Source organism: Pseudomonas sp. FSL R10-2189 (genome assembly GCF_009600325.1).
Taxonomy (GTDB): Bacteria; Pseudomonadota; Gammaproteobacteria; order Pseudomonadales; family Pseudomonadaceae; genus Aquipseudomonas; species Aquipseudomonas helleri.
This window is the reverse complement of sequence record NZ_WIVZ01000029.1, coordinates 1-23,349: the sequence shown is the minus strand read 5'-3', so window position 1 is coordinate 23,349 and position 23,349 is coordinate 1. Positions and strand designations below refer to the sequence as shown.

21 protein-coding genes are annotated in these 23,349 nt (G+C 61.2%); 15 read left to right on the top strand and 6 right to left on the bottom strand.

Annotated features, from left to right (window positions below; translation table 11 throughout):
• Nucleotides 1-44 precede the first annotated feature (44 nt).
• The 6 genes from GHO32_RS19160 to GHO32_RS19135 all read left to right on the top strand — a co-directional run bounded on the left by GHO32_RS19160 (nucleotide 45) and on the right by GHO32_RS19135 (nucleotide 7,259).
• Complete coding sequence (locus GHO32_RS19160) at nucleotides 45-653, top strand: YqiA/YcfP family alpha/beta fold hydrolase (RefSeq protein ID WP_153334874.1); 609 nt, start codon at nucleotides 45-47, stop codon at nucleotides 651-653.
• A gap of 52 nt (nucleotides 654-705) precedes the next feature.
• Nucleotides 706-2,610: a DNA topoisomerase IV subunit B gene (parE, locus tag GHO32_RS19155; protein ID WP_153334875.1), complete on the top strand. Its 1,905-nt coding sequence runs from the start codon at nucleotides 706-708 to the stop codon at nucleotides 2,608-2,610.
• On the top strand, nucleotides 2,610-3,590 hold the full coding sequence (locus tag GHO32_RS19150) for an esterase-like activity of phytase family protein (RefSeq protein ID WP_153334876.1): 981 nt from the start codon (nucleotides 2,610-2,612) through the stop codon (nucleotides 3,588-3,590). Before parE ends, GHO32_RS19150 begins: the two co-directional genes overlap by 1 nt.
• A complete protein-coding gene (locus GHO32_RS19145; protein ID WP_153334877.1) occupies nucleotides 3,587-4,108 on the top strand; it encodes a TIGR02281 family clan AA aspartic protease in 522 nt (173 codons plus the stop codon). The genes GHO32_RS19150 and GHO32_RS19145 overlap by 4 nt, the downstream gene beginning before the upstream one ends.
• Before the next feature lie 11 nt (nucleotides 4,109-4,119).
• Nucleotides 4,120-6,384 (top strand): DNA topoisomerase IV subunit A, encoded by a 2,265-nt coding sequence (gene parC / locus GHO32_RS19140; RefSeq protein WP_123751146.1) that lies wholly within the window; start codon nucleotides 4,120-4,122, stop codon nucleotides 6,382-6,384.
• Between the two features lie 170 nt (nucleotides 6,385-6,554).
• Complete coding sequence (locus GHO32_RS19135) at nucleotides 6,555-7,259, top strand: membrane integrity-associated transporter subunit PqiC (RefSeq protein ID WP_178113912.1); 705 nt, start codon at nucleotides 6,555-6,557, stop codon at nucleotides 7,257-7,259.
• 177 nt (nucleotides 7,260-7,436) lie between these two features.
• Here the strand turns inward: GHO32_RS19135 and GHO32_RS19130 are convergent, their stop codons facing one another.
• Nucleotides 7,437-8,966, bottom strand: coding sequence for an AhpA/YtjB family protein (locus GHO32_RS19130; protein ID WP_278941641.1), 1,530 nt, complete (start codon nucleotides 8,964-8,966; stop codon nucleotides 7,437-7,439).
• Between the two features lie 132 nt (nucleotides 8,967-9,098).
• Between GHO32_RS19130 and serB the strand changes: the two genes are divergently transcribed.
• Nucleotides 9,099-10,313 carry a phosphoserine phosphatase SerB gene (gene serB, locus GHO32_RS19125; RefSeq protein WP_123751149.1) on the top strand — a complete coding sequence of 405 codons (1,215 nt, stop codon included), beginning with the start codon at nucleotides 9,099-9,101 and terminating at the stop codon, nucleotides 10,311-10,313.
• Nucleotides 10,314-10,406: 93 nt separating this feature from the next.
• Here the strand turns inward: serB and asd are convergent, their stop codons facing one another.
• From asd to GHO32_RS19110, 3 genes are read right to left on the bottom strand one after another with little or no spacing between them, the layout of a single operon-like run.
• Complete coding sequence (asd, locus tag GHO32_RS19120; protein WP_048385252.1) at nucleotides 10,407-11,258, bottom strand: archaetidylserine decarboxylase; 852 nt, start codon at nucleotides 11,256-11,258, stop codon at nucleotides 10,407-10,409.
• Nucleotides 11,259-11,267: 9 nt separating this feature from the next.
• The gene (locus GHO32_RS19115; RefSeq protein WP_153328383.1) at nucleotides 11,268-12,095 is read right to left on the bottom strand and encodes a rhodanese-like domain-containing protein; all 828 of its coding nucleotides are present in this window, start codon (nucleotides 12,093-12,095) and stop codon (nucleotides 11,268-11,270) included.
• Nucleotides 12,096-12,138: 43 nt separating this feature from the next.
• Complete coding sequence (locus GHO32_RS19110; protein WP_153334879.1) at nucleotides 12,139-13,677, bottom strand: HDOD domain-containing protein; 1,539 nt, start codon at nucleotides 13,675-13,677, stop codon at nucleotides 12,139-12,141.
• A gap of 165 nt (nucleotides 13,678-13,842) precedes the next feature.
• Here GHO32_RS19110 and motA point away from each other — a divergent pair, with 165 nt between their 5' ends.
• Both motA and motB read left to right on the top strand, forming a co-directional pair.
• Nucleotides 13,843-14,694 (top strand): flagellar motor stator protein MotA, encoded by an 852-nt coding sequence (gene motA / locus GHO32_RS19105; RefSeq protein ID WP_123751150.1) that lies wholly within the window; start codon nucleotides 13,843-13,845, stop codon nucleotides 14,692-14,694.
• A 3-nt stretch (nucleotides 14,695-14,697) separates the two neighbouring features.
• A complete protein-coding gene (motB, locus tag GHO32_RS19100; protein ID WP_048366609.1) occupies nucleotides 14,698-15,687 on the top strand; it encodes a flagellar motor protein MotB in 990 nt (329 codons plus the stop codon).
• 60 nt (nucleotides 15,688-15,747) lie between these two features.
• Here motB and rsgA read toward each other — a convergent pair whose 3' ends face one another.
• Complete coding sequence (rsgA, locus tag GHO32_RS19095) at nucleotides 15,748-16,779, bottom strand: small ribosomal subunit biogenesis GTPase RsgA (RefSeq protein WP_123751152.1); 1,032 nt, start codon at nucleotides 16,777-16,779, stop codon at nucleotides 15,748-15,750.
• Between the two features lie 104 nt (nucleotides 16,780-16,883).
• Here rsgA and orn point away from each other — a divergent pair, with 104 nt between their 5' ends.
• A complete protein-coding gene (gene orn, locus GHO32_RS19090) occupies nucleotides 16,884-17,426 on the top strand; it encodes an oligoribonuclease (RefSeq protein ID WP_153328378.1) in 543 nt (180 codons plus the stop codon).
• A gap of 130 nt (nucleotides 17,427-17,556) precedes the next feature.
• Complete coding sequence (locus GHO32_RS19085; protein WP_048366606.1) at nucleotides 17,557-18,168, top strand: trimeric intracellular cation channel family protein; 612 nt, start codon at nucleotides 17,557-17,559, stop codon at nucleotides 18,166-18,168.
• A 223-nt stretch (nucleotides 18,169-18,391) separates the two neighbouring features.
• Here GHO32_RS19085 and queG read toward each other — a convergent pair whose 3' ends face one another.
• Nucleotides 18,392-19,459, bottom strand: a complete 1,068-nt coding sequence (gene queG, locus GHO32_RS19080; RefSeq protein WP_048366605.1) for a tRNA epoxyqueuosine(34) reductase QueG — start codon at nucleotides 19,457-19,459, stop codon at nucleotides 18,392-18,394.
• A 62-nt stretch (nucleotides 19,460-19,521) separates the two neighbouring features.
• Between queG and GHO32_RS19075 the strand changes: the two genes are divergently transcribed.
• The 4 genes from GHO32_RS19075 to mutL all read left to right on the top strand — a co-directional run.
• The gene (locus GHO32_RS19075) at nucleotides 19,522-20,382 is read left to right on the top strand and encodes an NAD(P)H-hydrate dehydratase (RefSeq protein ID WP_153338296.1); all 861 of its coding nucleotides are present in this window, start codon (nucleotides 19,522-19,524) and stop codon (nucleotides 20,380-20,382) included.
• Entirely contained in the window at nucleotides 20,370-20,840 is a 471-nt protein-coding gene (gene tsaE, locus GHO32_RS19070) for a tRNA (adenosine(37)-N6)-threonylcarbamoyltransferase complex ATPase subunit type 1 TsaE (RefSeq protein WP_368668486.1), read from the top strand. The genes GHO32_RS19075 and tsaE overlap by 13 nt, the downstream gene beginning before the upstream one ends.
• 2 nt (nucleotides 20,841-20,842) lie before the next feature.
• Entirely contained in the window at nucleotides 20,843-22,285 is a 1,443-nt protein-coding gene (locus GHO32_RS19065) for an N-acetylmuramoyl-L-alanine amidase (RefSeq protein WP_218577099.1), read from the top strand.
• Nucleotides 22,282-23,349, top strand: a 1,068-nt coding sequence (gene mutL, locus GHO32_RS19060; protein WP_153442960.1) for a DNA mismatch repair endonuclease MutL, incomplete at its 3' end; no start/stop codon positions are given. The genes GHO32_RS19065 and mutL, both read left to right, overlap by 4 nt.

Here is a 23,349-nt window from a genome sequence, read left to right as displayed (position 1 = left end):
TCTTGAAACAGCGTTCGGCTAAATCTGTACTCGGGAGTTAGTGCATGTCGGGTTCCATCTTGTATATCCATGGGTTCAACAGCGCCCCCGAGTCGAAAAAGGCCGTCCAGCTGGCCACCGTGATGCAGCGCATCGGCCTCAGTGAGCAGTTGCGCGTTCCGGCCTTGCACCACCATCCGCGTGAGGCGATGGCGCAATTGCAGGCGGCAATCAGCGAACTGGACAGTCCTCTGCTGGTCGGGAGCTCGCTCGGCGGCTACTATGCGACCTATCTGGCCGAACAGCATGGGCTCAAGGCCTTGCTGGTCAACCCGGCCGTCAGCCCGCATCGTCACTTCGACGGCTACCTGGGCACGCAAACCAACTTTTACAGCGGCGAAACCTGGGAGTTGACCCACGATCACGTGCTGGCCCTGGCAGCGCTGGAAGTTCCGGCCCCGCAAGACCCACAGCGTTATCAGGTGTGGTTGCAAACCGGCGACGAAACCCTGGACTACCGCCGTGCCGAACAGTACTACGCCGCATGCGCGTTACGGATTCAGGGCGGCGGCGATCACAGTTACCAAGGGTTTGCCGAACAACTGCCGGGGCTGTTGAGTTTCGCCGGGATAGCGGCACCCCAGTATCAAACCATCGACTTCGCGGCGCTTTAAAGCTCGAGTCCAATGGCCCTTATTTTTCACTTACGACTAACGACGAGACCCTATGGCCACTCCCAGCGCTAGCTCTTATAACGCAGACGCCATCGAAGTCCTCTCGGGCCTCGACCCGGTGCGCAAACGCCCCGGCATGTACACCGACACCAGCCGGCCAAACCACCTGGCCCAGGAAGTCATCGACAACAGCGTCGACGAAGCCCTGGCCGGTCACGCCAAATCGGTGCAAGTGATCCTGCACGCCGACCACTCGCTGGAAGTCAGCGACGACGGGCGCGGCATGCCGGTCGACATTCACCCGGAAGAGGGCGTGTCAGGCGTCGAACTGATCCTGACCAAGCTCCATGCGGGCGGCAAGTTCTCGAACAAGAACTACCAGTTCTCCGGCGGCCTGCACGGCGTGGGGATCTCGGTGGTGAACGCCTTGTCGACCCAAGTGCGGGTCAAGGTCAAGCGCGACGGCAACGAATACCAGATGACCTTCGCCGATGGCTATAAAGCCACCGACCTCGAAGTCGTCGGTACGGTCGGCAAGCGCAACACCGGGACCAGCGTGTACTTCGCCCCGGACCCTAAATACTTCGATTCGCCCAAGTTCTCGGTCAGCCGCCTCAAGCACGTGCTCAAGGCCAAGGCCGTGTTGTGCCCGGGCCTGTTGGTGAGCTTTGAAGACAAAGGCACCGGCGAAAAGGTTGAGTGGCACTACGAAGACGGCCTGCGCTCGTACCTGGTAGACGCGGTCAGCGAATTCGAACGCCTGCCGGACGAGCCGTTCTGCGGCAGCCTGGCGGGTAATAAAGAAGCCGTCGACTGGGCGCTGCTGTGGCTGCCAGAGGGCGGCGACAGCGTGCAAGAAAGCTACGTCAACTTGATCCCGACCGCCCAGGGCGGCACGCACGTCAACGGCCTGCGCCAAGGCTTGCTCGACGCCATGCGTGAGTTTTGCGAGTTCCGCAGCCTGCTGCCACGTGGTGTGAAGCTGGCGCCCGAAGACGTCTGGGAGCGCATTGCCTTCGTCTTGTCGATGAAAATGCAGGAGCCGCAGTTCTCCGGCCAGACCAAAGAGCGTCTGTCGTCCCGTGAAGCGGCGGCGTTTGTCTCGGGTGTGGTCAAGGACGCGTTCAGCCTGTGGCTCAACGCCAACCCTGAACTGGGCATGCAACTGGCAGAGCTGGCGATCAACAACGCCGGTCGTCGCCTCAAGGCCAGCAAAAAGGTCGAACGCAAACGCATCACCCAAGGCCCGGCCTTGCCCGGCAAACTGGCTGACTGCGCCGGGCAGGACCCGATGCGCTCCGAGCTGTTTCTGGTAGAGGGTGATTCCGCAGGCGGTTCTGCCAAGCAAGCGCGGGACAAAGAGTTCCAGGCCATCCTGCCGTTGCGCGGCAAGATCCTCAACACCTGGGAAGTCGACGGCAGCGAAGTGCTGGCCAGCCAGGAAGTGCACAACATCGCCGTGGCCATTGGTGTTGATCCGGGCGCGGCGGACATGAGCCAGCTGCGCTACGGCAAAATCTGCATCCTGGCCGACGCCGACTCCGACGGTCTGCACATTGCCACCTTGCTCTGCGCGTTGTTCGTGCAGCATTTTCGGCCGTTGGTCGACGCCGGTCACGTGTACGTGGCCATGCCGCCGCTGTACCGGATCGACCTGGGCAAAGAGATTTACTACGCCCTCGACGAAGCCGAGCGCGACGGTATTCTCGACCGTCTGGTGGCCGAGAAAAAACGCGGCAAGCCGCAGGTCACGCGATTCAAAGGCCTGGGCGAAATGAACCCGCCGCAACTGCGTGAAACCACCATGGACCCGAACACCCGGCGTCTGGTGCAGCTCACCCTCGAAGACTTTGCCGCGACGTCAGAAATGATGGACATGCTGCTGGCGAAAAAACGCGCCGGTGACCGCAAGTCCTGGCTTGAGTCCAAAGGCGATCTGGCGCAGGTGCTGGCCTGATGCGCAGTGCCTTGCTGGCGTTGCTGTGTGTGACTGCGGCCCCGGTTCTGGCGGATACCTGGCCAGAGCTGGCGCTGCAGTCCGAGCATCCGGTAGCAGGCATGCGCGGGGGTAACTTGTCCGGCCTGGCGATGTGCCAGGGCGAGATGTGGGCCGTGTCTGATCGCGATGATGATCAGCTGTACCGTCTGGATACCCGCGACACGTTGTGGCAGGCCGAGGCGGTGACCATTGAAGTGCCGCCTGCGCCCGAAAGCGGCTTGCCGTGGGGCGTGCGCATGATGGGTAAAGCCATCAGCCCGCTGCGCGGGGGCGATCTGGATTTCGAAGGCATCACCTGCGACGACGCCGGTAACCGTTACGTGGTCAGTGAAGCCCATGCTGCCGTGCTGCGGGTGCCGCCGATTGGCGCCCCGGCCTGGCTGAAAATCGACCCGGCGCTGGTGCGCCAGGCCCGCGCCAGCGGCATGTTGCTGCACTTTAATGCGCTGTTTGAAGGCATTGTGGTCAACCCGCAGGGCACGCAGCTCTGGTTGGCGGCCGAGCGCGAGCGCCGGGGTTTGCTGACCATCCGCAAAAAGCAGAGCGTGTGGGACTGTGAAAACGGTTGCGTATTGATGAGCGAAGGCGGCCTTGAACAGCCGCCGGCGCAACTCAAGGGCAAGCCCCAGCAGAAAGACTTTTCTGATCTGGCGCTGTTCGAGGGCAAGCTATTTACCCTGGAACGCATGGCCTACCGCGTGTGCCGTCGCACTCTGGACACCGGTGAAGTCGAGCGCTGTTGGTCATTTGCCAGCGACGCCTTGACCAAAGAGCGCTTGTACAAAAGCCCGTACGGCAACGCCGAAGCGCTGGTCATCGACGCCAAAGGCGCGTGGATCGGGGTGGATAACGGCAGCCACGTGCGCGCCGATGGCGAGAAACGCCCGATTGTCTGGCGCTTTGCTGCCCCGCAAGGTGGCTGGAGCGCCAAGTCATGAGCCAGCAGGCGCCGGGTAAAGGGATGGGCCGCATCTTCATGATCGTGGCCTGGTGCGCCGGTTTGTACCTGGCCACGCAGTTTTTCGGGCGTGTCGAGCAGCGTCAGCAAAACCCCAATACCGAAGTGGCCTCGCAGCAAGGCAAGGGCTATATCGAAGTGACCCTGCGCGGCAACGTGCAGGGCCACTTTGTCGCCAGCGGCCGGATCAACAACGTGCCGGTGGAATTTTTACTCGATACCGGGGCCACCGATGTGGCGGTCCCGCAGGAACTCGCCAGGCAACTGGCATTGCCCAGGGGCGCCGCCGTGACCCTGAACACCGCCAATGGTCGGGTTGAGGGCTACCGCACGCAAATCGACCGCCTGCAACTGGGCGCCATCGTGTTGCGCGACGTGCGAGCAGTGGCGGCGCCGGGGCTTGAAGGCGAACAAGTGCTGCTGGGCATGAGCGCTTTGAACAAACTTGAATTTACCCAGCGCGACGGCACCATGCTGTTGCGCCAGACAACGAACTGAATGAGGTCCGCATGAGCGACTCCCTTGATCTCAGCCTGGACGGCGTAGAACGCCGGTCACTGGCCGACTTCACAGAACAGGCCTACCTCAACTACTCCATGTACGTGATCATGGACCGGGCCTTGCCGCACATCGGCGACGGCCTCAAGCCGGTACAGCGGCGTATCGTCTACGCCATGAGCGAGCTGGGGCTGGACGCTGACGCCAAGCACAAGAAATCGGCGCGTACCGTCGGTGACGTGCTCGGCAAGTTCCACCCGCACGGCGACTCGGCCTGCTACGAAGCCATGGTGCTGATGGCCCAGCCGTTCAGCTACCGCTACACCTTGGTCGACGGCCAGGGTAACTGGGGTGCGCCGGATGATCCCAAGTCGTTCGCGGCCATGCGTTACACCGAAGCGCGCCTGTCGCGGTACTCCGAAGTGCTGCTCAGCGAGCTGGGGCAGGGCACGGCAGACTGGGTGCCGAACTTTGACGGCACTCTCGATGAACCTGCGGTGTTGCCGGCACGTTTGCCGAACATCCTGCTCAATGGCACCACCGGCATCGCCGTGGGCATGGCCACCGACGTACCGCCGCACAACCTGCGCGAAGTCGCCAGCGCCTGCGTGCGTTTGCTCGATGAGCCAAAAGCCACCGTCGAGCAACTGTGCGAGCACATTCAGGGCCCGGACTACCCGACCGAAGCCGAAATCATCACCCCGCGTGCCGACCTGCTGAAGATCTACCAGACCGGCCGTGGCTCGGTGCGCATGCGTGCGGTGTACCACGTAGAAGACGGCGACATCGTGGTTACGGCGTTGCCGCACCAGGTGTCGGGCGCCAAGGTGCTGGAGCAAATCGCTGCGCTGATGCAGGCCAAGCCGACCAAGCTGGCGATGGTCACCGACCTGCGTGACGAGTCCGACCACGAAAACCCGTGCCGTATCGTGATCATCCCGCGCAACAACAAGGTCGATCTCGATGAGCTGATGCAGCACTTGTTCGCCGTGACTGAGCTGGAGTCGACCTTCCGGGTCAACATCAACATCATCGGTCTGGACGGCAAGCCACAACTGAAAAACCTGCGTGCCTTGCTGGTCGAGTGGCTGGAGTTCCGCGTACAAACCGTGCGCCGCCGCTTGCAGTTCCGCCTGGATAAAGTCGAGCGCCGCCTGCACCTGTTGGACGGTTTGCTCACCGCGTACCTGAACCTCGACGAAGTGATCCACATCATTCGGACCGAGGAACATCCCAAGGCTGAATTGATCGCCCGTTTTGCCCTGACTGAAACCCAGGCCGACTACATCCTCGACACGCGCTTGCGCCAATTGGCCCGCCTTGAAGAGATGAAGCTGCGCGACGAGCAAGACGCCCTGCGCAAAGAACAAGCCAAGCTGCAAACCTTGCTGGGCAGCGAAGCCAAGCTGAAAAAACTGGTGCGCAGCGAGTTGCTGGCCGACGCCGAAACCTACGGCGACGACCGTCGTTCCCCGATCGTGGCCCGTGCAGAAGCCAAAGCCCTGTCGGAAAACGAACTGATCCCGACCGAAGCCGTCACCGTGGTGCTGTCTGAAAAAGGCTGGGTACGTTGCGGTAAAGGCCACGACCTGGACGCGACCGGGTTGTCCTATAAAGCCGGCGACGGTTATAAAACCGCGGCGGCCGGGCGCTCTAACCAATTTGCCGTGTTTATTGACTCCACCGGGCGCAGCTACTCGGTGGCGGCGCACACCTTGCCGTCGGCCCGTGGCCAGGGCGAGCCGCTGACCGGGCGTTTGGCCCCGCCACCGGGCGCCACCTTTGAATGCGTGCTGCTGCCTGACGACGACGCGCTGTACGTGATCGCCTCGGACGCCGGTTACGGTTTTGTGGTTAAAGGTGAAGACCTGCAAGCCAAGAACAAAGCTGGTAAAGCCTTGCTGACCCTGCCAAAAGGCGCGCAAGTGATGGTCCCGCGCCCTGTGGCAGACCGCGAAAACAACTGGCTGGCGGCGGTAACCACCGAAGGCCGGCTGTTGATCTTCAAAGTCAGCGACCTGCCGCAACTGGGCAAGGGCAAAGGCAACAAGATCATCGGCATTCCGGGCGAGCGCGTGGCCAGTCGCGAAGAGTACGTGACCGACCTCGCCGTGCTGCCCGACAACGCCACGCTGGTGTTGCAGGCGGGCAAGCGCACCTTGTCGCTCAAGGCCGATGACCTTGAGCATTACAAAGGTGAGCGCGGGCGCCGAGGCAACAAGCTGCCGCGTGGCTTCCAGCGCGTAGACGCCCTGTTGGTAGAGACGCCTAACTAAGCACGGTGCGCCGATCTGGTTTTTTCGCGCAGATCGGCGCTGCGGCGCTGGAGTCAGGCCGCATATTCACGGATGATATGGCGCTCTTTCGCACAGCTAATGGCGATGTGCCCGATATTTTCTGAGAATGACACTGTGGCGTGCCGTGTGGCGGCCACCTGGATGGAATGATGAACGTTCTGCGCCTTCCTTTAATTGCGTTGCTGGCCGGTGTGCTTGGCCTGGCGGGGTGCAGCGTGCACCAGCCAGCGTCCCTGTACCAACTGGACAGCGGCAACCCCGGCCAGCCCAAGCAAAGCGCTGGCATGGCCGTACTCCTTGGCCCGGTGACCGTGGCTGACTACCTGCAACGTGAAACCCTGTTGCAGCGCCAAACCGATGGCAGCCTGAGCGCGGCGACCGATGGTCGTTGGGCGGGCAGTTTGTCGTCTGACATTGACCAGTTGCTGGTGCGCCAGTTGGCCTGGCGTCTGGACAGCCAGCGCGTGGTGTTGGCCCCGGCCACGGCGGGGTTTACCCCGGACGTGCAAGTGCTGCTGTCGATCACCCGGCTGGACTCGGGTAAAAACCAGCCCGCGATCCTGGATGCTCAATGGCGTTTGCTCGACCGTCGCGGCCAGGTGCGTGACAGCCGCATGGTGCACCTTGAGCAGAAACACGATGGCAGCACAGCCGATCAGGTTCGCGCCCAGGGTGAGTTGTTGCAGCAACTGAGCGAACAACTGACCGTGGCGCTCAAGCCATTGGCCAACCAGCCGCCATTGATCGAGCCACGCAAGCCCGAGCCCAAGCCTGCGCCCAAGCAGGACGTGAACAGGCCCAAGATCCCGACGGCTTCACCGATTCGCACCGACATGGAAGTGTTCCGCTTCTGAGGTGATGGCCAGATACAAAAATCCCGCACGTGTGCGGGATTTTTTTTTGCGTGTGGCCGGTACGTCAACCTCTATGTGGGAGCGGGCTTGCTCGCGATTCAGTCGACTCGGTACGTCTGACCCACCGAGGCGTGGCAATCGCGAGCAAGCCCGCTCCCACAGGATGTTCCGAGTCGCCTACCCGCGGCTCTCGTGCATCCGCGCCAGTTGGCGTTCGAGCATGGACGGGTAGGGCTCCATCAGGCGCTCAACACAGCAGGCGCCTTCAGGGCTGGCAATCGGGCGGATGCGCGCGCGTTGGCGGATCAACGCGTCGTCGCTGATCTTGCGCTCTACCAGCAGCAGGTTGCGGCTGTGTTGTGACAAGGCCAGGGCGTCCTGGGCGGTTTCAGTCAGCAGCAAATCGATCTGGCTCATGCCGCTCAGGCCTTCGCCCAGCACCAGGCCCAATTGCAGTTGCAAGGTAATGCCGCTGTCCGCGACTTCGATCTGCAAGGCATGGCCCAACGCGCGCAGCAGTTCACCGCAGCAAATGGCGTTGGTCAGGTAGTCGTCGCCGCTGTCTTCGCTGTGGAACAGCATCAGCGTGCTGCCATCGTTCAGCGTGTGCAGCTCGCTCTGGTACAGCGACGCCGCCTGGTTGAGGCAGTCGCGATAACGCTCCAGCAGTTCCATCAAGCGGGCACGTGGCAGGCGACGCAGTTGCTCCTGGGCGCCCAGTTGCACGGCCAGTACAGCACTCGGTTGCGGGGCGGCAGGCTTGGCCGGTTGGGCCTTGACCACCGGCGCTGGCGCCTCGGACGCTGTGTCGCGCAGGTCGGCAAACGGGTCTTCGTCGTCGTTTTCGTCTTCTTCGGCACTGATGACCTGGCGCGGCGCAGCTTTTGGCGCCGGTGCAGGCGGGGTTTCATCAAAGCCCGGATCACGCAGGTTACGCACTTCGAACGCCGGCTCGTCGTCTTCGGCTTCTTCGTCGTCGTATTCGGGTTCTGGCTCGGGTTCCGGCTCAGGCGCTGGCGGGGCCAGACGTGTGTGCAACTGGCGGGCGAGGTCGCCGATTTCATCCTGGCGGTTGATGGCCGGGGTGTAAGGGTCCGGCTCACGCAGCCAGACACGCAGTTGCAACAAAGGTGTCGTAATGTTCCTGCCCAAACGCAAGCTCAACGCTAGGGCCAGTGCCAGCAAAATGGCACTCAGGATGCCCATGCTCTGCAAGCTGATGGTCATTGGCTGTTCGAACTGGTTCATGTCCAGGCTGATGCGCAAATGCCCGGCGGTTACATCCTGAAAGGTGATCTTGGTTTGATACACGCCTTCGGTTTCGCCCAGCAGGCCGCTTTTCGGGCGTTGCCCGGCTTCAGCGAGGATGCGGTTGTCGACGCTATAAATAGCGGCGTGGGCCACCAGCGGGTTTTTCGTCAGGTTATTGAGCAGCACGTTGAGGCTGAGGATGTCGTTGGACACCAGCAACTCGGTGGCCGAGGTGGCTGTTTGTGTGGTCAGGCTCTGACCCAGCGCATCGGCTTGCTCGTGCATGGCCTGTTTGAACTGCAAACCCATGACGACCGCATAAATGACCAACGCCAACGCGACCAGAATCACGTTGTGGCTGGCAATACGCAGAGCTATCGGAACGCGTCTATCGCGAAGGGCCCGGAAGATCAGCAGGAAGAAGTTATCGGTTTTGACAGGCGATGGCCGGTTCACTGAGCGCGGCTCTTAGTCCGTTAAGTTGGTGCGCAGTATAGCGAGCAGCCCTGAGGCGGCAAAGCCTTGGCGATGCCCGATGGTCACTGAAAGTGGGTAGAATGCGTTTTTTTTAGCGAATGGGGGTGTGCCTTGCGCGAAATCGTCCTGATAAACATCACCGGTGAAGACCGTCCGGGTCTCACTGCGGCCATTACCGGCGTATTGGCCAGCAATGGGGTGAATATTCTCGACATCGGTCAGGCCGTCATCCATGGCGTTTTGTCGTTGGGCTTTCTGGTGAATATTCCCGAAGCCGAGCAAGTCTCCGCAGTGCTTAAAGACCTCCAGCCCTTGATTGCCAATGAGGGCCTGCAACTGCGTTTTGACCCGATCACTGAAGATCACTACCAGCGCTGGGTCAGCGAGCAAAGCCAAAAACGCCATGTGGTTACACTGATGAGCCGCCAAGTGACGGCCCATGAGTTACAACGTGTGACGTCGGTAATCAGCCAGCACGGGCTGAACATCGAACAGACCGATCGTTTGTCGGGCCGTGTCCCGCTGGACGCCCCCACCGAACTGAGCAAAAGCTGCATCGAACTGCGCGTGGTCGGCGAGCTGGCTGACATCGACGCCTTGCGCACCGCCTTCTTTAACCTGGCGCAAGAACTCCAGGTTGATATCGCTTTGCAGGAAGACACCCTGTTCCGTCGCAACCGCCGCCTGGCGGTGTTCGACATGGACTCCACGCTGATCGAAGCCGAAGTGATCGACGAATTGGCCAAGGCCGCAGGTGTGGGCGACAAAGTGTCAGCCATCACCGAGCGCTCCATGGCCGGTGAGCTGGACTTCAAGGCCAGCTTCAAAGAGCGTTTGGCGCTGCTGCAAGGGTTGGACGTGAGCGTGCTGGACTCGATCGGCGCTTCGCTGCGACTGACCGAAGGGGCTGAGGTGCTGTTTGCCGAGCTTAAGCGTCTGGGCTACAAAACCGCTATTTTGTCGGGCGGCTTTACCTACTTCGCCAAGCAATTGCAGGCCAAGCTGGGCATCGACTATGTGTTCGCCAACGAGCTGGAAGTGGTGGATGGCAAAGTGACTGGCGTGGCTGTCGAGCCGATTGTTGACGCACAGCGCAAAGCCGATTTGCTGACAGAGCTGGCGCGCAAGGAAGGCTTGAGCCTGGAGCAGACCATTGCGGTCGGTGACGGCGCCAATGACTTGCCGATGCTGGCCATTGCCGGGTTGGGTGTGGCGTTCCGCGCCAAGCCGCTGGTTAAAAAATCGGCTAAATACGCGATCACGACCCTGGGTCTGGATGGTGTGCTGTACCTGCTGGGCCAGCGTGACCGTAACGGTCAGGGCTAACGCCCGGTGAAACCTGTGTAGGAGCGAGCTTGCTCGCGAGCTTTTAAAGATCAAAAGATCGCGAGCAAGCTCGCTCCTACAGGGTCTGAAGTGTTATTCGCCGATCTTCTCGCCCATCATCACCGGCGTACCGGCCGCCAGGGTTTCAGCCCACTTCACTTGCTCCGGGCCAAACAACACGATGGCCGTCGAGCCCAGTTTGAAACGACCCAGCTCTGCACCTTTTTCCAGGTGGATTGGCGCACGGGCCGCTTCGTCGTAACGGAAGGTTTTCAGCTCGCGTTTAGGCGGCGTCACCAGACCGGCAAATACTGTTTCAATCGAGGCCACGATCATGGCGCCCACCAATACCACCGCCATCGGGCCGCGTTCGGTATCAAAAATGCACACCGCACGTTCGTTGCGGGCAAACAGCTCCGGTACGTTTTCAGCGGTGGTCTGGTTCACCGAGAACAGACGGCCCGGTACGTAGATCATCTCGCGCAGGGTGCCCGCCAGTGGCATGTGCACACGGTGGTAGTCTTTTGGCGACAGGTAAATAGTGGCGAATTCACCGCCCATAAACTGCGCTGCCACAGCGGCATCGCCGCCCACCAGTTCTTGCACGCTGTAGCTGTGGCCTTTGGCCTGGAACACGCGACCGTGTTCAATCGGGCCGAGCTGGCTGATTGCGCCGTCTGCCGGGCTGAGGATGGCGCCGGGCGTTGGGTCCAGCGGGCGGGCGCCGTCTTTCAGGGCGCGGGTGAAGAAGGCGTTGAAGTGCTCGTAGGCGGTGACGTCTTCAATCAGCGCCTGGGACATGTCCACTTGGTAGCGCTTGGCGAACCAGGTGGTGAAAGCATTTTTAAACCAGCGCACACGGCATTCGGCAATACAGCCCGCCAGGCGCGACAACAGATGGTGCGGCAACAGGTACTGACTCAGAAGGAACAAACGCTTTTTCATGCAAAATCCTTAGTGTTTTACAGGCGGCTCAACAGGCGTGTCCGGGTGGTTGCCCCATTCGCCCCAGGAACCGGCATAGGCTTTGACGCGCGGATAACCGAGCGCTTTGGCGACCAGATAAGTAAAGCCAGAGCGGTGGTGGGTCTGGCAGTGGGTAATCACTTCTTTGTCCGGCGTGATCCCGAGGTCCTTGAGAATCTCGGGCATGTCGGTGCGGATACGCAGGCTGCGTTCTTTGTCCATGCCTGCGGTCCATTCAAAATTCGCGGCGCCCGGGATGTGCCCACCCTTGGCTGCCAGCACTTTCTCACCACGGTATTCGGCGGCGCTGCGGGCATCCCAAATGGCCAGGTCCGCTGCGCCCAAGCGGCTTTGCAGGTACTCGCGGGTGGCGGTAGGTTCGTCGTGCAAGGTCAAGGCAACGGGGCCGCCGACCGCTGGCGGTACGTCTTGGGTAACGTCGTAGCCTTCAGCAATCCAGGCGTGAATGCCGCCGTCCAGATAGTGATAAGCCCGGTGCCCGATAACATCCAGTAACCAAATAAAACGCCCGGCCCAGCCGCCGCCTTCGTCGTCATAGACCACGTACACCGCGTCTGGGGTGTGCCCCAATTCGCCAAACAGCGCTTCGAGCGCGGCTTGGGTCGGCAGCAGGCCCGGTGCTGGCGGCAAACCCAGTTGCGTGCGTTTGGGCTCGACAAAGCGGGCGCCCGGGATATGCCCGGCTTCGTAGCGTGCAGCGCTGCTCAGGTCGACCACGATCACATGGGGGGCATCGAGCCGGGCTTTGAGGTCGCGGGGTTCAATGACTAACGGCAAGCCAGAGAAGTCAGGCATGTGTTCTCCAGAGCAAAAAAAGGGGTGAATTGTAGCGCAAGCGTTAGCGCCCGCGAGCAGTAAAGGTGTGCAGCGCTTTCTCGATACATTGCGCGGTTTTACCAAACGCTTGCACGCTGGTTTCCGAAAACGGCCCGCCGTCCTGGTCGGCCAGTATCAGCATGACCACGCGCCCGTTATTGCTGAGCGAGCGTAACAGCAGATGCTCGCCGGGGAACAGACTGCGCAGGTTATCGGGCATGGCTGCCGAAATCACCGCGTTGTTTTCGGGCGTGAGGCGCACTTGCGCCGGTTGCGCCATCAAGCGTTGCAGGGCAGGGCTGTCGCTGACATTGAGGGTCATGTCGAACGCAGTCTTGGGCAGCCCGAGCACTTGAAACGCGCGCAACAAACTTGAGGTTTTATCGGCCATCAGCAGGATGATCCGGCGCATGCCGCACGCTTGCAGGGCTTCACGGGCGCATAAGGTCAGGTGCATAGGGTTGGCGAAGGCCGTCGGTTCTTCCAGCAGTTGCCCGCAGTATTTGCGCCAGGCCTGCAAGGCTTGCGCGGACGGTGGCGGGGCCGGTTGCCCGTGGGTGTTTTCGCGGCGCGCCTCCCACGGCATGAGCAAGGCCAGCGCCGGGTGCCAGAGGTCTGGGGTTGAGTGATAGCGGGCGCTGCTCGCGGCGTTCTGGTGCACTTGCTGCTGCACTTCATGCAGCGGCAGTTGCAGGTACAGGCTGGTCAGGTACTGCCAGCGCAGGTTGTGCGGCGAGTCCCAGCCCTGTTGCGCGGACAACGCCAAACCGTTGGCCAGCAACAGGCTGTTGGCGGGATGGCTCAGCCAGCGGCGCAGGGCCGGGTCGGCATCCAGCTGTTGTTGCTGATGCAGGGGACGATGGGTGTCGCGGGCAATATGCAGCACGCGGATCAACGTGCGTTTATCGTCGGTGATTACCGCGTAGCCCTGCATGATCCACTCGGGCAGTCGCCACAACTGGGCCAACGCCCGGCAGATCTCGAACAGGCGCACGCCGAACAGCGCCCGTTCAACCTTGTCGGCGCATTCGCCTTTATGAATCACCCGCGCTTCCCATTCTTCCAGCTGTTTGGGGTGCGTCATCGCCATGGCCCACAACGGCGAGAAGAACAACAAACTGCCCCAGTACACTTCTTGCCACAATCTGGCCAGGCGGTTGCCGAACAGGCCAATCCCTTGCTGGGCTGCGTGCTGGCTGATGAGCAGCACTTGGCGCAGGGCGACGGGGATGTCTTCGGCCGGCAGCACCGGCATGCTTTCGAGTAGTTCCTGGGTGCGTTTTAGCCCCAGGCGATTGAGTGCCACTTCGAGGCTTTCGGCGGGTTCGGTCAGGCTGCTTTGCGCGTGTTGATTGGCTTCGCGGATCAGGCTCAAGGCCAGCGCCGGGCTGTCTTGCATGACCTCGGCGATCTCGCGCAATGAGCGGCGACTGTCGCTGAGGGTCTTGGCGACTAACACATGGCTGCGCTGCGGGATCGGCAAACGTACCGCGTCGAGGTGGCTGACCCACGCGTCCAGGGAAGCAGGTATGACTGTCGATGGAACGGTTTCATTCGCCATGATGGTCGCGCGGTCATCATCAATTGTTAAAGGCCCTACAGGGCCAAATGGCTTTTCAGCTTGAACGACTATAGTCTGGCGCAGATTAGCCGATAAGGATAAGAAGAGTTTTAGCTTTGCTGGAATATGAACTTGAACCTGACTCAACAAGTACCTTAACGACCTATGGCTAAAATTATCGGCATCATCGTCGTGTTTGCGAGCGTGCTCGGCGGCTACGTACTCTCTCACGGCAAGATCGGAGCGCTGATTCAGCCTTTCGAAGTCATGATCATCGGCGGGGCTGCCTTTGGTGCATTCCTGCAGGCCAACCCCGGCTACATGACCCTGCACGTGATCAAAAAATCACTCAGCATGTTCGGCACACGCTTTACCCACACCTTTTATTTGGAAGTGCTGGGCCTGGTGTACGAGATCCTCAATAAAAGCCGCCGCGAAGGCATGATGGCCATTGAGGCTGATGTTGAAGACCCTGCGGCCAGCCCGATTTTTGCCAAGTACCCGACTGTATTGAAAGACGAGCGCATGACCGCGTTTATCTGCGATTACCTGCGCATCATGTCGTCGGGCAACATGGCGCCCCACGAGCTGGAAGGGCTGTTCGACATGGAACTGTTCAACCTCAAGGAAGAACTCGAGCACCCGTCCCACGCCATCACCGGCATCGCTGACGGGATGCCGGGCTTCGGCATTGTGGCAGCGGTTCTTGGCATTGTTGTGACAATGGCGTCGTTGGGTGAGGGCGATCAGGCGGCCATCGGCATGCACGTGGGTGCGGCGCTGGTGGGGACGTTCTTCGGTATCCTCGCGGCCTACGGCTTCTTTGGCCCGCTGGCGACGTCGCTGGCCCATGACGCCAAAGAAGAGATCAACGTGTACGAGTCGATCAAAGCCTCGCTGGTGGCCTCGGCCTCGGGCATGCCGCCTTCGCTGGCCGTCGAATTTGGCCGCAAAGTGCTGTACCCCAAGCACCGGCCGAGCTTTTCCGAGCTGGAACAAGTGGTTCGCGGTCGCTGAGTTATGGAAAACAATCAGCCGATCATCATCAAGCGCGTCAAGCGCTATGGCGCAGGCCACCACGGTGGCGCCTGGAAGATCGCCTTTGCGGACTTTGCCACCGCGATGATGGCGTTCTTTCTGGTGTTGTGGCTTATGACCGCCGCCACGCCAGAGCAGAAAATCGCCATTGGTGGCTACTTTAAAGACCCGATCGGTTTCTCTGAAAGCGGCACGCCGTACACCATCGACCTGGGCGGCACGCCCGCATTGGCACCAGAAAACACCCTCAACCCGGAAGAGAAAAAGGAGCCCGTGCCGGACAAGATCAAAATCGATGCGGACCAGATTCAGGGCATGGCCGAGCAGGTTGAGAAGGAGCGCCTTGAGTTGCTGCTTCAGGAGTTGCAAAACAAGGTCGAAGAAAACCCGCAACTGAAGAAATTCAAAGACCAACTGTTGTTCGAAATCACCCCGGACGGTTTGCGTATCCAGGTGATGGACGCCGAAAACCGCCCGATGTTTGACGTGGGCAGTGCGCGCCTCAAGCCGTATTTCGAAGACATTTTGCTGGCCATGGCTGACACCATCGCGGCGGTGCCGAACAAGATCAGCATCAGCGGTCACACCGACGCCATGCCCTATGCGGGCACGGGCGATTACGGTAACTGGGAATTGTCGGCCAACCGCGCCAACGCGGCGCGGCGCACGCTGGTGGCGGGCAGCTACCCCGACAGTCAGGTCGCGCGGGTGGTGGGGTACGCCTCGTCAGTGCTGTTCGACAAGGCCCACCCAAACAACCCGGTCAACCGCCGGATCGACATCGTGGTGCTGACCAAAAAGGCCCAACAAGCGATTGAGGGTGAACAAGGGCCGGACCCGGTCAAGGCTGAACAGTTGCCCAAAGCACTGGACGACCCGATCACCTTGCCGCCCGACCAGCAGCCAAAGCCGATGCATGAGGAGCGCCAGAAGCTGAACTTGTTTGATGACAAGCCCCCGGCCAACCCCTAAACCTGTGTAGGAGCGAGCTTGTCTCGCGATCTTTTAAACGATCGCGAGGCAAGCGCAGGCTTAGTAACTGCTTTCCGGCAAGCTGGCAATGATCGAGCGATAGCTGTTCATGCGCTGTTGCTGCACGCGGCCGTCTTCCAGGGCCATCAACAACGCGCAGCCCGGCTCGCGGTCGTGCTTGCAGTCGCGGAAGCGGCAGCGGCCGATCAAGTCGTGGAACTCGATAAAGCCCGCCTCAACGTCAGCCCGGCTGACGTGGCCCAGGCCAAATTCACGAATACCCGGTGAGTCGATCAACTGACCGCCGCCCGGGAAGTGGAACAACCGCGCGGTGGTGGTGGTGTGCGTGCCCTGACCGGACAGCTCCGACAGCGGCCCGACCCGCAGGTTGACCTCCGGCAGCAAGCTGTTGACCAGCGAGGATTTACCCACGCCCGACTGCCCCACAAACACGCTGATACGGCCGTTGAGTTGCTCTTGCAACTGCTGCATGCCGTCACCGTGGTGCGCTGATACTTCCAGCACCGGGTAGCCCAACTGGCGATAAACCCCCAGCAGTGCATTCAGAGCGGGTGCGTTTTGATCGTCGATCAAGTCTGCCTTGTTCAGCAGCAGGAATGGGCGGATCCCGGCGTGCTCGGCAGCCACCAGGTAACGGTCGATCAGGTTGGCGTGAGGCTCGGGCATTGGCGCGAAGACGATCACGATCATGTCGACGTTGGCCGCGACCGGCTTGAGCTGGCCACGGTTGTCGGGGCGGCACAGTTCGGTTTTGCGCGGCAATTGGGCGACGATCACGCCGATGCCCTGATTGCCTGCGCGCCACACCACGGTGTCACCGGTGACCAGTGCGGGCAGGTTGGCGCGCAAGTGGCAACGGAACGTCTGGCCTTTCAGCTCGCCTTCTTGAGCCTCGACTTCGACCTGCACACCGAAGTGCGCGATCACCAGGCCGAGTTGCTCGGGGCCTAAGTCGCCGCCCTCAAGCGCTTCAAGGGCGCTGGATTCGCGTTTGGCGGCGCGGGCAGCGCGCTCGCCCTGGATCTTTTCGATGCGCCAGTTTTGGCGACGATTGAGCTGGCGTTTGGCCATGGGTGTTCCGTGTTGATAACGATAAGAAGGGTAAAACGCTGGCGAGTTTAGCACGTGGGCCGGGCGCCTAAGCTAAACTGCGCGACTAAGCACTGGAGGCCTTTATGAACAACGCGCAGAACCTGATCTGGATCGACCTGGAAATGACCGGCCTTGATCCGGACAACGACGTCATTATCGAAATGGCCACCATCGTCACCGACAGCAACCTCAACACCTTGGCTGAAGGCCCGGTGATTGCCATCCACCACAGTGATGAAGTGCTCGCCCGCATGGACGAATGGAACACCCGCACCCACGGCGCCAGCGGCCTGACCCAGCGGGTCAAGGACAGTACCGTGAGCATGGCCGAAGCCGAAGCGCAGACCCTGGCTTTCCTTGAGCAGTGGGTGCCTAAAGGCAAATCGCCGATCTGTGGCAACAGCATCTGCCAGGACCGGCGTTTTCTGTACACCCACATGAAGACTCTCGAAAGCTACTTCCACTACCGCAACCTGGACGTCTCGACCCTCAAGGAACTGGTGGCCCGCTGGGCGCCGGAAGTGCGCGATACCCTGGTGAAAAAAGGCACGCACCTGGCACTGGACGACATTCGCGAGTCGATTGCCGAGCTGCAGCATTACCGCAAGCACTTCATCAAGTTCTAAAGACGCCTGTTTGCTTTAAAGATCAAAAGATCGCGAGGCAAGCTCGCTCCTACAGGGGGGTGTGTTTTGCCCCCTTTTGGTGCTCTCAGCAACTGAGTAGACTGCGCGCCTCATTGCAAGGATCGCCGCCATGTTGCTGATGCTCTATTTAGTCGCCATTACTGCTGAAGCCATGACCGGCGCGCTGTCTGCCGGGCGTCGGGGCATGGACTGGTTTGGTGTGGTGCTGATTGCCTGCGTCACCGCGCTGGGCGGCGGCTCGGTCCGTGATGTGCTGCTGGGGCATTACCCGCTGACGTGGGTCAAACACCCGGAATACCTGGTGCTCACCACCTTTGCCGCGTTGGTGACGATTTTTATCGCACCGCTGATGCGCCATTTGCGTTCACTGTTTTTAGTGCTCGATGCGCTGGGGCTGGTGGCGTTTACCCTGATCGGCTGCATGACCGCCCTGGAAATGGGTCAGGGCATGCTGGTGGCGTCAGTGAGCGGGGTGATAACCGGCGTGTTTGGCGGCATCCTGCGTGACATCTTCTGCAACGACATCCCGCTGATCTTCCGTCGCGAACTTTACGCCAGCGTGTCCTTCGCGGCCGCGTGGTGCTTTTTGCTGTGCACCTACCTGAACATGCCCAACGAACAGGCGATCTTCGTCACCTTGTTCGGTGGGCTCTTGCTGCGCCTGCTGGCGATTCGTTTTAACTGGGAAATGCCCAAGTTCGTGTATAACGACGAGCATTAATCGGCCAGCAGCGAATCCACCAGCGCGCGGGCCGTCTCCATGTTGTGAATGACCTGCCAGAGTTACTCGGCCTCAATGCCTGACAGGTGGGTGTTGGGGATTATGTGGGAATTGCAGGCATTCCCTTGTGGGAGCGGGCTTGCTCGCGATGCAGGCGACGCGGTAAGTCAGGTGTTATGCGTCGATGCCATCGCGAGCAAGCCCGCTCCCACAGAGTTCTGCTTCATACTCGCTCAGCATGCTGCTTTAGCGCCCATTCCACATGCTCTTGCACCAGCTCAGACGGGTACTCACGCCGGGCTTTCAACGCTTCCAGCACCGGAATAGTTGAAGGCGCGTTGCCCAAACCCACCGCCAAGTTGCGCAGCCAGCGCTCGTAACCGGCCCGGCGCAGGGGCGAGCCTTCGGTGCTGCTCAAAAACTTGTCTTCGTCCCACATGAACAATTCGGCCAGTTCGGCGTTGTCCAGGTTGTGCCGGGGCTTGAAGTCGCCCTCAAGGGTGCTGCGGGCGAAGCGGTTCCAGGGGCAGACGATCTGGCAGTCGTCGCAGCCAAACACCCGGTTGCCCATCATTGAACGCAGTTCTTCCGGGATCGCGGTTTTAAGCTCGATGGTCAGGTAAGAAATGCACCGCCGCGCATCCAGCACATACGGCCCCACAAACGCCTTGGTCGGGCAAATGTCCAGGCATGCGCTGCAGCGCCCGCAGTGTTCGGTGGTGTGGGGCTCGTCCTCGGGCAGCGGTATGTCGACAAACAGTTCACTTAAAAAGAAGTAACTGCCTGCTTTGCGGTTGAGCACCAGGGTGTTTTTGCCGATCCAGCCCAGCCCGGCTTTTTGCGCGATGGCCTTTTCCAGCACCGGGGCGCTGTCAACGAAAGCGCGAAAGCCGAAAGGGCCTATTTCGGCCTGAATGCGGTCAGCCAACTGTTGCACGCGTTTGCGGATCAGCTTGTGGTAGTCGCGGCCCAAGGCGTAGCGCGATACGTAGGCTTTTTCGGGCTGGGCCAGCAATTGCGCCATGTGCGTGTCGCCGGGCAGGTAGTCCATGCGCAACGACACCACGCGCAAGGTGCCGGGCACCAGTTCTTCGGGGTGCGAACGTTTGCTACCGTGGGCGCCCATGTATTCCATGTCGCCGTGATAGCCCGCGGCCAGCCAGCGTTCAAGGTGTTGCTCGTGTTCCCCCAGATCAAGGCCGGCAATGGCGACTTGTTGAAAGCCCAACTCACGGCCCCATTCCTTGATGGACTGAGCAAGAGCGGGTAGGTCGGCAGTAATAGCAGGCATGAGGCAAGAGAAACCAGAGCTGAGATGCGTATAATTCTGCCAGACATCGGAGCCCGACACGCATGCCGCAGACCAAACACCTCTTTGCTGACCCCCAACCGCTGCTGGCAGACACCTTGCCACGGCTGCCTGCACGTGCGGCCGACGCCCACAAAGGCCAGTTCGGCCATGTGCTGCTGATTGGCGGTGACCGGGGTTTTGGCGGCTCCATTACCCTCAGCGCCCAGAGCACCTTGCGCTGTGGTGCGGGGCTGGTGTCACTGGCCACCCGCCCGGAGCATGTGCCCGCGGCCTTGACCCGCTTGCCCGAGGTGATGACCCTTGGCGTGTCGTCGGCCAACCAGTTAATGGGCGTGTTGGCGCAAGCCAGCGTGGTTGTGGTGGGGCCGGGGTTGGGGCAGGCCGCGTGGGGGCGCAGCTTGCTGTCGGCGGCGGCTCAGGCAAAAAAGCCACAAGTCTGGGATGCCGATGCGCTCAATCTGTTGTCCAACGCTGACTGTGCGCTGCCAGCAGGCTGCGTGCTCACCCCGCACCCCGGCGAAGCCGCGCGTTTGCTGGGCTTGAGCACCGAGCAGGTGCAGGCGGATCGCCCGGCGGCGGCCCGTGCGCTGGTTAAAAAATACTCAGCGGTGTGCATCCTTAAGGGGGCAGGCACGTTGATTGCCGGGCTGGAGGGCCAATTGGCCCTGTGTACGCACGGGCATCCGGCCATGGCCACGGCAGGTTTGGGCGACGTGTTGGCCGGTGTGGTCGGCGCGATGCTGGCGCAGGGCATGAACGCCTTTGATGCCGCGTGCCTGGCGGTGTGGCTGCATGCCCGCGCCGGCGAACAACAAGGACAATTGGGCCGTGGGCTGGCGGCCAGTGATTTGATACCAGCCATTCGTCAGTTGTTGGAGGAGCAAACACCGTGTCTGAATTAACACTGCATCTGGCGGATGAAGAGGCCATGGTCGTCTTTGGCGGGCAGTTGGCCCGCATCACCCAGGGGCATGGGCTGATTTTTCTGGAAGGGGATTTGGGCGCGGGTAAAACCACCCTGTCACGCGGCATTATTCGCGGCCTGGGCCACACCGGCGCGGTTAAAAGCCCGACGTTTACCCTGGTTGAACCCTACGAAATTGGCGACATCCGCGCTTACCATTTCGACCTGTATCGCCTGGTTGACCCGGAAGAGCTGGAATTTATGGGGATTCGCGACTATTTCGACGAAGACGCCCTATGCTTGATTGAGTGGCCCCAACAAGGTGCAGGCTTTTTGCCAAAGGCTGACCTGACCATTACCATTAGGCCGCATAACACCGGGCGCGCGCTGACGTTGTCGCCCCAAGGTTCGCGTGGCGAGGCTTGGTGTGCCGCAGTGGCGCTGGAATACAAATAATGATGGGGTTTGGTATGCGCTTTCGCGCGTTAGTGAGTGTCGTGGGTCTGTTGCTGAGTGTCATGGCGGTTAATGCCATAGCAGCGACACAAGTGAAAAGCGTGCGTTTGTGGCGTGCCCCGGACAACACGCGGCTGGTGTTTGACCTGACCGGCCCGGTGCAGCACAGCGTGTTCACGCTGACGGCGCCTGACCGTCTGGTGATTGATATCAACGGCGCCACCCTGGCCGGGCCGTTGAATGTGGCCACGGCCAACACGCCGATCACCAGCATGCGCTCGGCGCAGCGCACACCGACTGACCTGCGGGTGGTCATCGACCTGAAAAAACCGGTAACCCCCAAAAGCTTTGTGCTGGCCCCTAACGCCCAGTACGGCAACCGCCTGGTGGTCGATTTGTTCGATCAGGGCGCAGACCTGGCCCCAAGCCTGCCCGCCACGACAGTGGCCAAGGTGCCTGTGGTGCCGGTACCGGTCCCTGTGCCGGTCACGCCTGCCCAGCCTGATATCAAGCTGCCGCCGGTGCCGAGCGGCAAGCGCGAAATTGTTGTGGTGATCGACCCCGGCCACGGCGGTGAAGACCCGGGTGCTTCCGGTTCTGCGGGCCAACACGAAAAGAACGTGGTGCTGGCGATTGCCAAAGAGTTGCAGCGCCAGATCAACGGCATGCGCGGCTTCCGGGCTGAGCTGACCCGTACCGGCGACTACTTCATCCCGTTGCGTGGCCGTACCGAAATCGCCCGTAAAAAGGGTGCCGACCTGTTTGTGTCGATTCACGCTGACGCTGCGCCGTCCAAGGCGGCGTTTGGTGCATCGGTGTTTGCCTTGTCTGAACGTGGCGCCACGTCCGAGACGGCGCGCTGGCTGGCTGACAGCGAAAACCGTTCTGACTTGATCGGCGGCGCGGGCAACGTGAGCCTCGATGACAAAGACAAAATGCTCGCAGGCGTACTGCTCGACCTGTCGATGACCGCCTCGCTGACCTCCAGCCTTAACGTCGGCCAGAAGGTTCTGAGCAACATCGGCCGGGTCACGCCGTTGCACAAGCAGCGCGTTGAGCAGGCCGGATTTATGGTGCTCAAGTCGCCGGATATCCCGTCGATCCTCGTGGAAACCGGGTTTATTTCGAACGCCAACGAAGCCTCGAAACTGTCCTCGACCAGCCATCAGCAAGCGCTGGCGCGTTCGATCAGCAGTGGCGTGCGCCAGTTCTTCCAGCAAAACCCGCCGCCGGGCACCTACATCGCCTGGCTGCGTGACACCGGCAAAATCGCCCAAGGGGCCCGTGAACACACGGTTCGCCCAGGCGAAACCCTGGCGATGATTGCGGTGCGTTACCAAGTGGGCGTGGCGACGCTGCGCTCCACCAACGGCTTGAAAAGCGATGAACTGAAAATCGGTCAAAACTTGAGCATTCCGGCCACCGAGCTGGTGACCAAGCAATGAGTGATGAGGTGATGAACAGCGCCCGCATTGAACTGCTTAGCCCGCGGCTGGCTAACCAGATTGCCGCGGGTGAAGTGGTTGAACGCCCGGCCTCGGTGATTAAAGAGTTGCTGGAAAACAGCCTCGACTCGGGTGCCAAGCGCATTGATGTTGACGTCGAGCAGGCCGGGATCAAGCTGCTGCGGGTGCGTGATGACGGCAGCGGTATTTCCAGTGACGACTTGCCGCTGGCGCTGGCGCGACACGCTACCAGCAAGATCCGCGACCTCGAAGACCTTGAGCGGGTGATGAGCCTGGGCTTTCGGGGCGAAGCGCTGGCTTCGATCAGTTCGGTGGCCCGCCTGACCCTGACCTCGCGCACCCGTGGCGCCGAGCAGGCGTGGCAGGTCGAAACCGAAGGCCGCGACATGGCCCCGCGGGTTCAGCCAGCGGCGCACCCGGTGGGCACGTCGGTTGAAGTGCGCGACCTGTTTTTCAACACCCCGGCGCGGCGTAAATTCCTCAAGACCGAAAAAACCGAATTCGATCACCTGCAAGAAGTGATCAAGCGTCTGGCTTTGGCGCGTTTTGATGTGGCGTTCAACTTGCGCCACAACGGCAAAAGCATCCTCAATCTGCACGAAGCCCGCGATGCCACGGCCCGCGCCCGGCGGGTGGCGGCGGTGTGTGGCCCGGCGTTTCTGGAGCAGGCGCTGCCCATCGAAGTAGAACGCAACGGCCTGCATTTGTGGGGCTGGGTGGGCTTGCCGACGTTTTCTCGCAGCCAGGCCGACTTGCAGTACTTCTATGTGAATGGCCGTGCGGTGCGCGACAAGCTGGTGGCGCACGCGGTGCGTCAGGCGTACCGCGATGTGCTGTTCAATGGTCGGCACCCGACCTTTGTGCTGTTTTTTGAAGTCGACCCGTCGGTGGTCGACGTCAACGTGCACCCGACCAAACACGAAGTGCGTTTCCGTGACGGGCGCATGGTGCATGACTTTTTGTACGGCACGCTGCACCGCGCGCTGGGCGACGTGCGCCCCGAAGACCAACTGGCCGCGCCTGCGCCGGTGCCGGGGGCTGAG

Excerpts from the sequence above, each read along its gene's own strand:
- GHO32_RS19065 (WP_218577099.1), top strand. The coding sequence starts at position 20,843 with ATGGGGTTTGGTATGCGCTTTCGCGCGTTAGTGAGTGTCGTGGGTCTG.
- GHO32_RS19160 (WP_153334874.1), top strand. The coding sequence starts at position 45 with ATGTCGGGTTCCATCTTGTATATCCATGGGTTCAACAGCGCCCCCGAG.
- GHO32_RS19110 (WP_153334879.1), bottom strand. The coding sequence starts at position 13,677 with ATGGCGAATGAAACCGTTCCATCGACAGTCATACCTGCTTCCCTGGAC.
- GHO32_RS19150 (WP_153334876.1), top strand. The coding sequence starts at position 2,610 with ATGCGCAGTGCCTTGCTGGCGTTGCTGTGTGTGACTGCGGCCCCGGTT.
- parE (WP_153334875.1), top strand. The coding sequence starts at position 706 with ATGGCCACTCCCAGCGCTAGCTCTTATAACGCAGACGCCATCGAAGTC.
- GHO32_RS19145 (WP_153334877.1), top strand. The coding sequence starts at position 3,587 with ATGAGCCAGCAGGCGCCGGGTAAAGGGATGGGCCGCATCTTCATGATC.
- GHO32_RS19085 (WP_048366606.1), top strand. The coding sequence starts at position 17,557 with ATGTTGCTGATGCTCTATTTAGTCGCCATTACTGCTGAAGCCATGACC.
- GHO32_RS19135 (WP_178113912.1), top strand. The coding sequence starts at position 6,555 with ATGAACGTTCTGCGCCTTCCTTTAATTGCGTTGCTGGCCGGTGTGCTT.
- GHO32_RS19075 (WP_153338296.1), top strand. The coding sequence starts at position 19,522 with ATGCCGCAGACCAAACACCTCTTTGCTGACCCCCAACCGCTGCTGGCA.
- asd (WP_048385252.1), bottom strand. The coding sequence starts at position 11,258 with ATGAAAAAGCGTTTGTTCCTTCTGAGTCAGTACCTGTTGCCGCACCAT.
- rsgA (WP_123751152.1), bottom strand. The coding sequence starts at position 16,779 with ATGGCCAAACGCCAGCTCAATCGTCGCCAAAACTGGCGCATCGAAAAG.
- parC (WP_123751146.1), top strand. The coding sequence starts at position 4,120 with ATGAGCGACTCCCTTGATCTCAGCCTGGACGGCGTAGAACGCCGGTCA.
- motB (WP_048366609.1), top strand. The coding sequence starts at position 14,698 with ATGGAAAACAATCAGCCGATCATCATCAAGCGCGTCAAGCGCTATGGC.
- GHO32_RS19115 (WP_153328383.1), bottom strand. The coding sequence starts at position 12,095 with ATGCCTGACTTCTCTGGCTTGCCGTTAGTCATTGAACCCCGCGACCTC.
- motA (WP_123751150.1), top strand. The coding sequence starts at position 13,843 with ATGGCTAAAATTATCGGCATCATCGTCGTGTTTGCGAGCGTGCTCGGC.
- queG (WP_048366605.1), bottom strand. The coding sequence starts at position 19,459 with ATGCCTGCTATTACTGCCGACCTACCCGCTCTTGCTCAGTCCATCAAG.
- orn (WP_153328378.1), top strand. The coding sequence starts at position 16,884 with ATGAACAACGCGCAGAACCTGATCTGGATCGACCTGGAAATGACCGGC.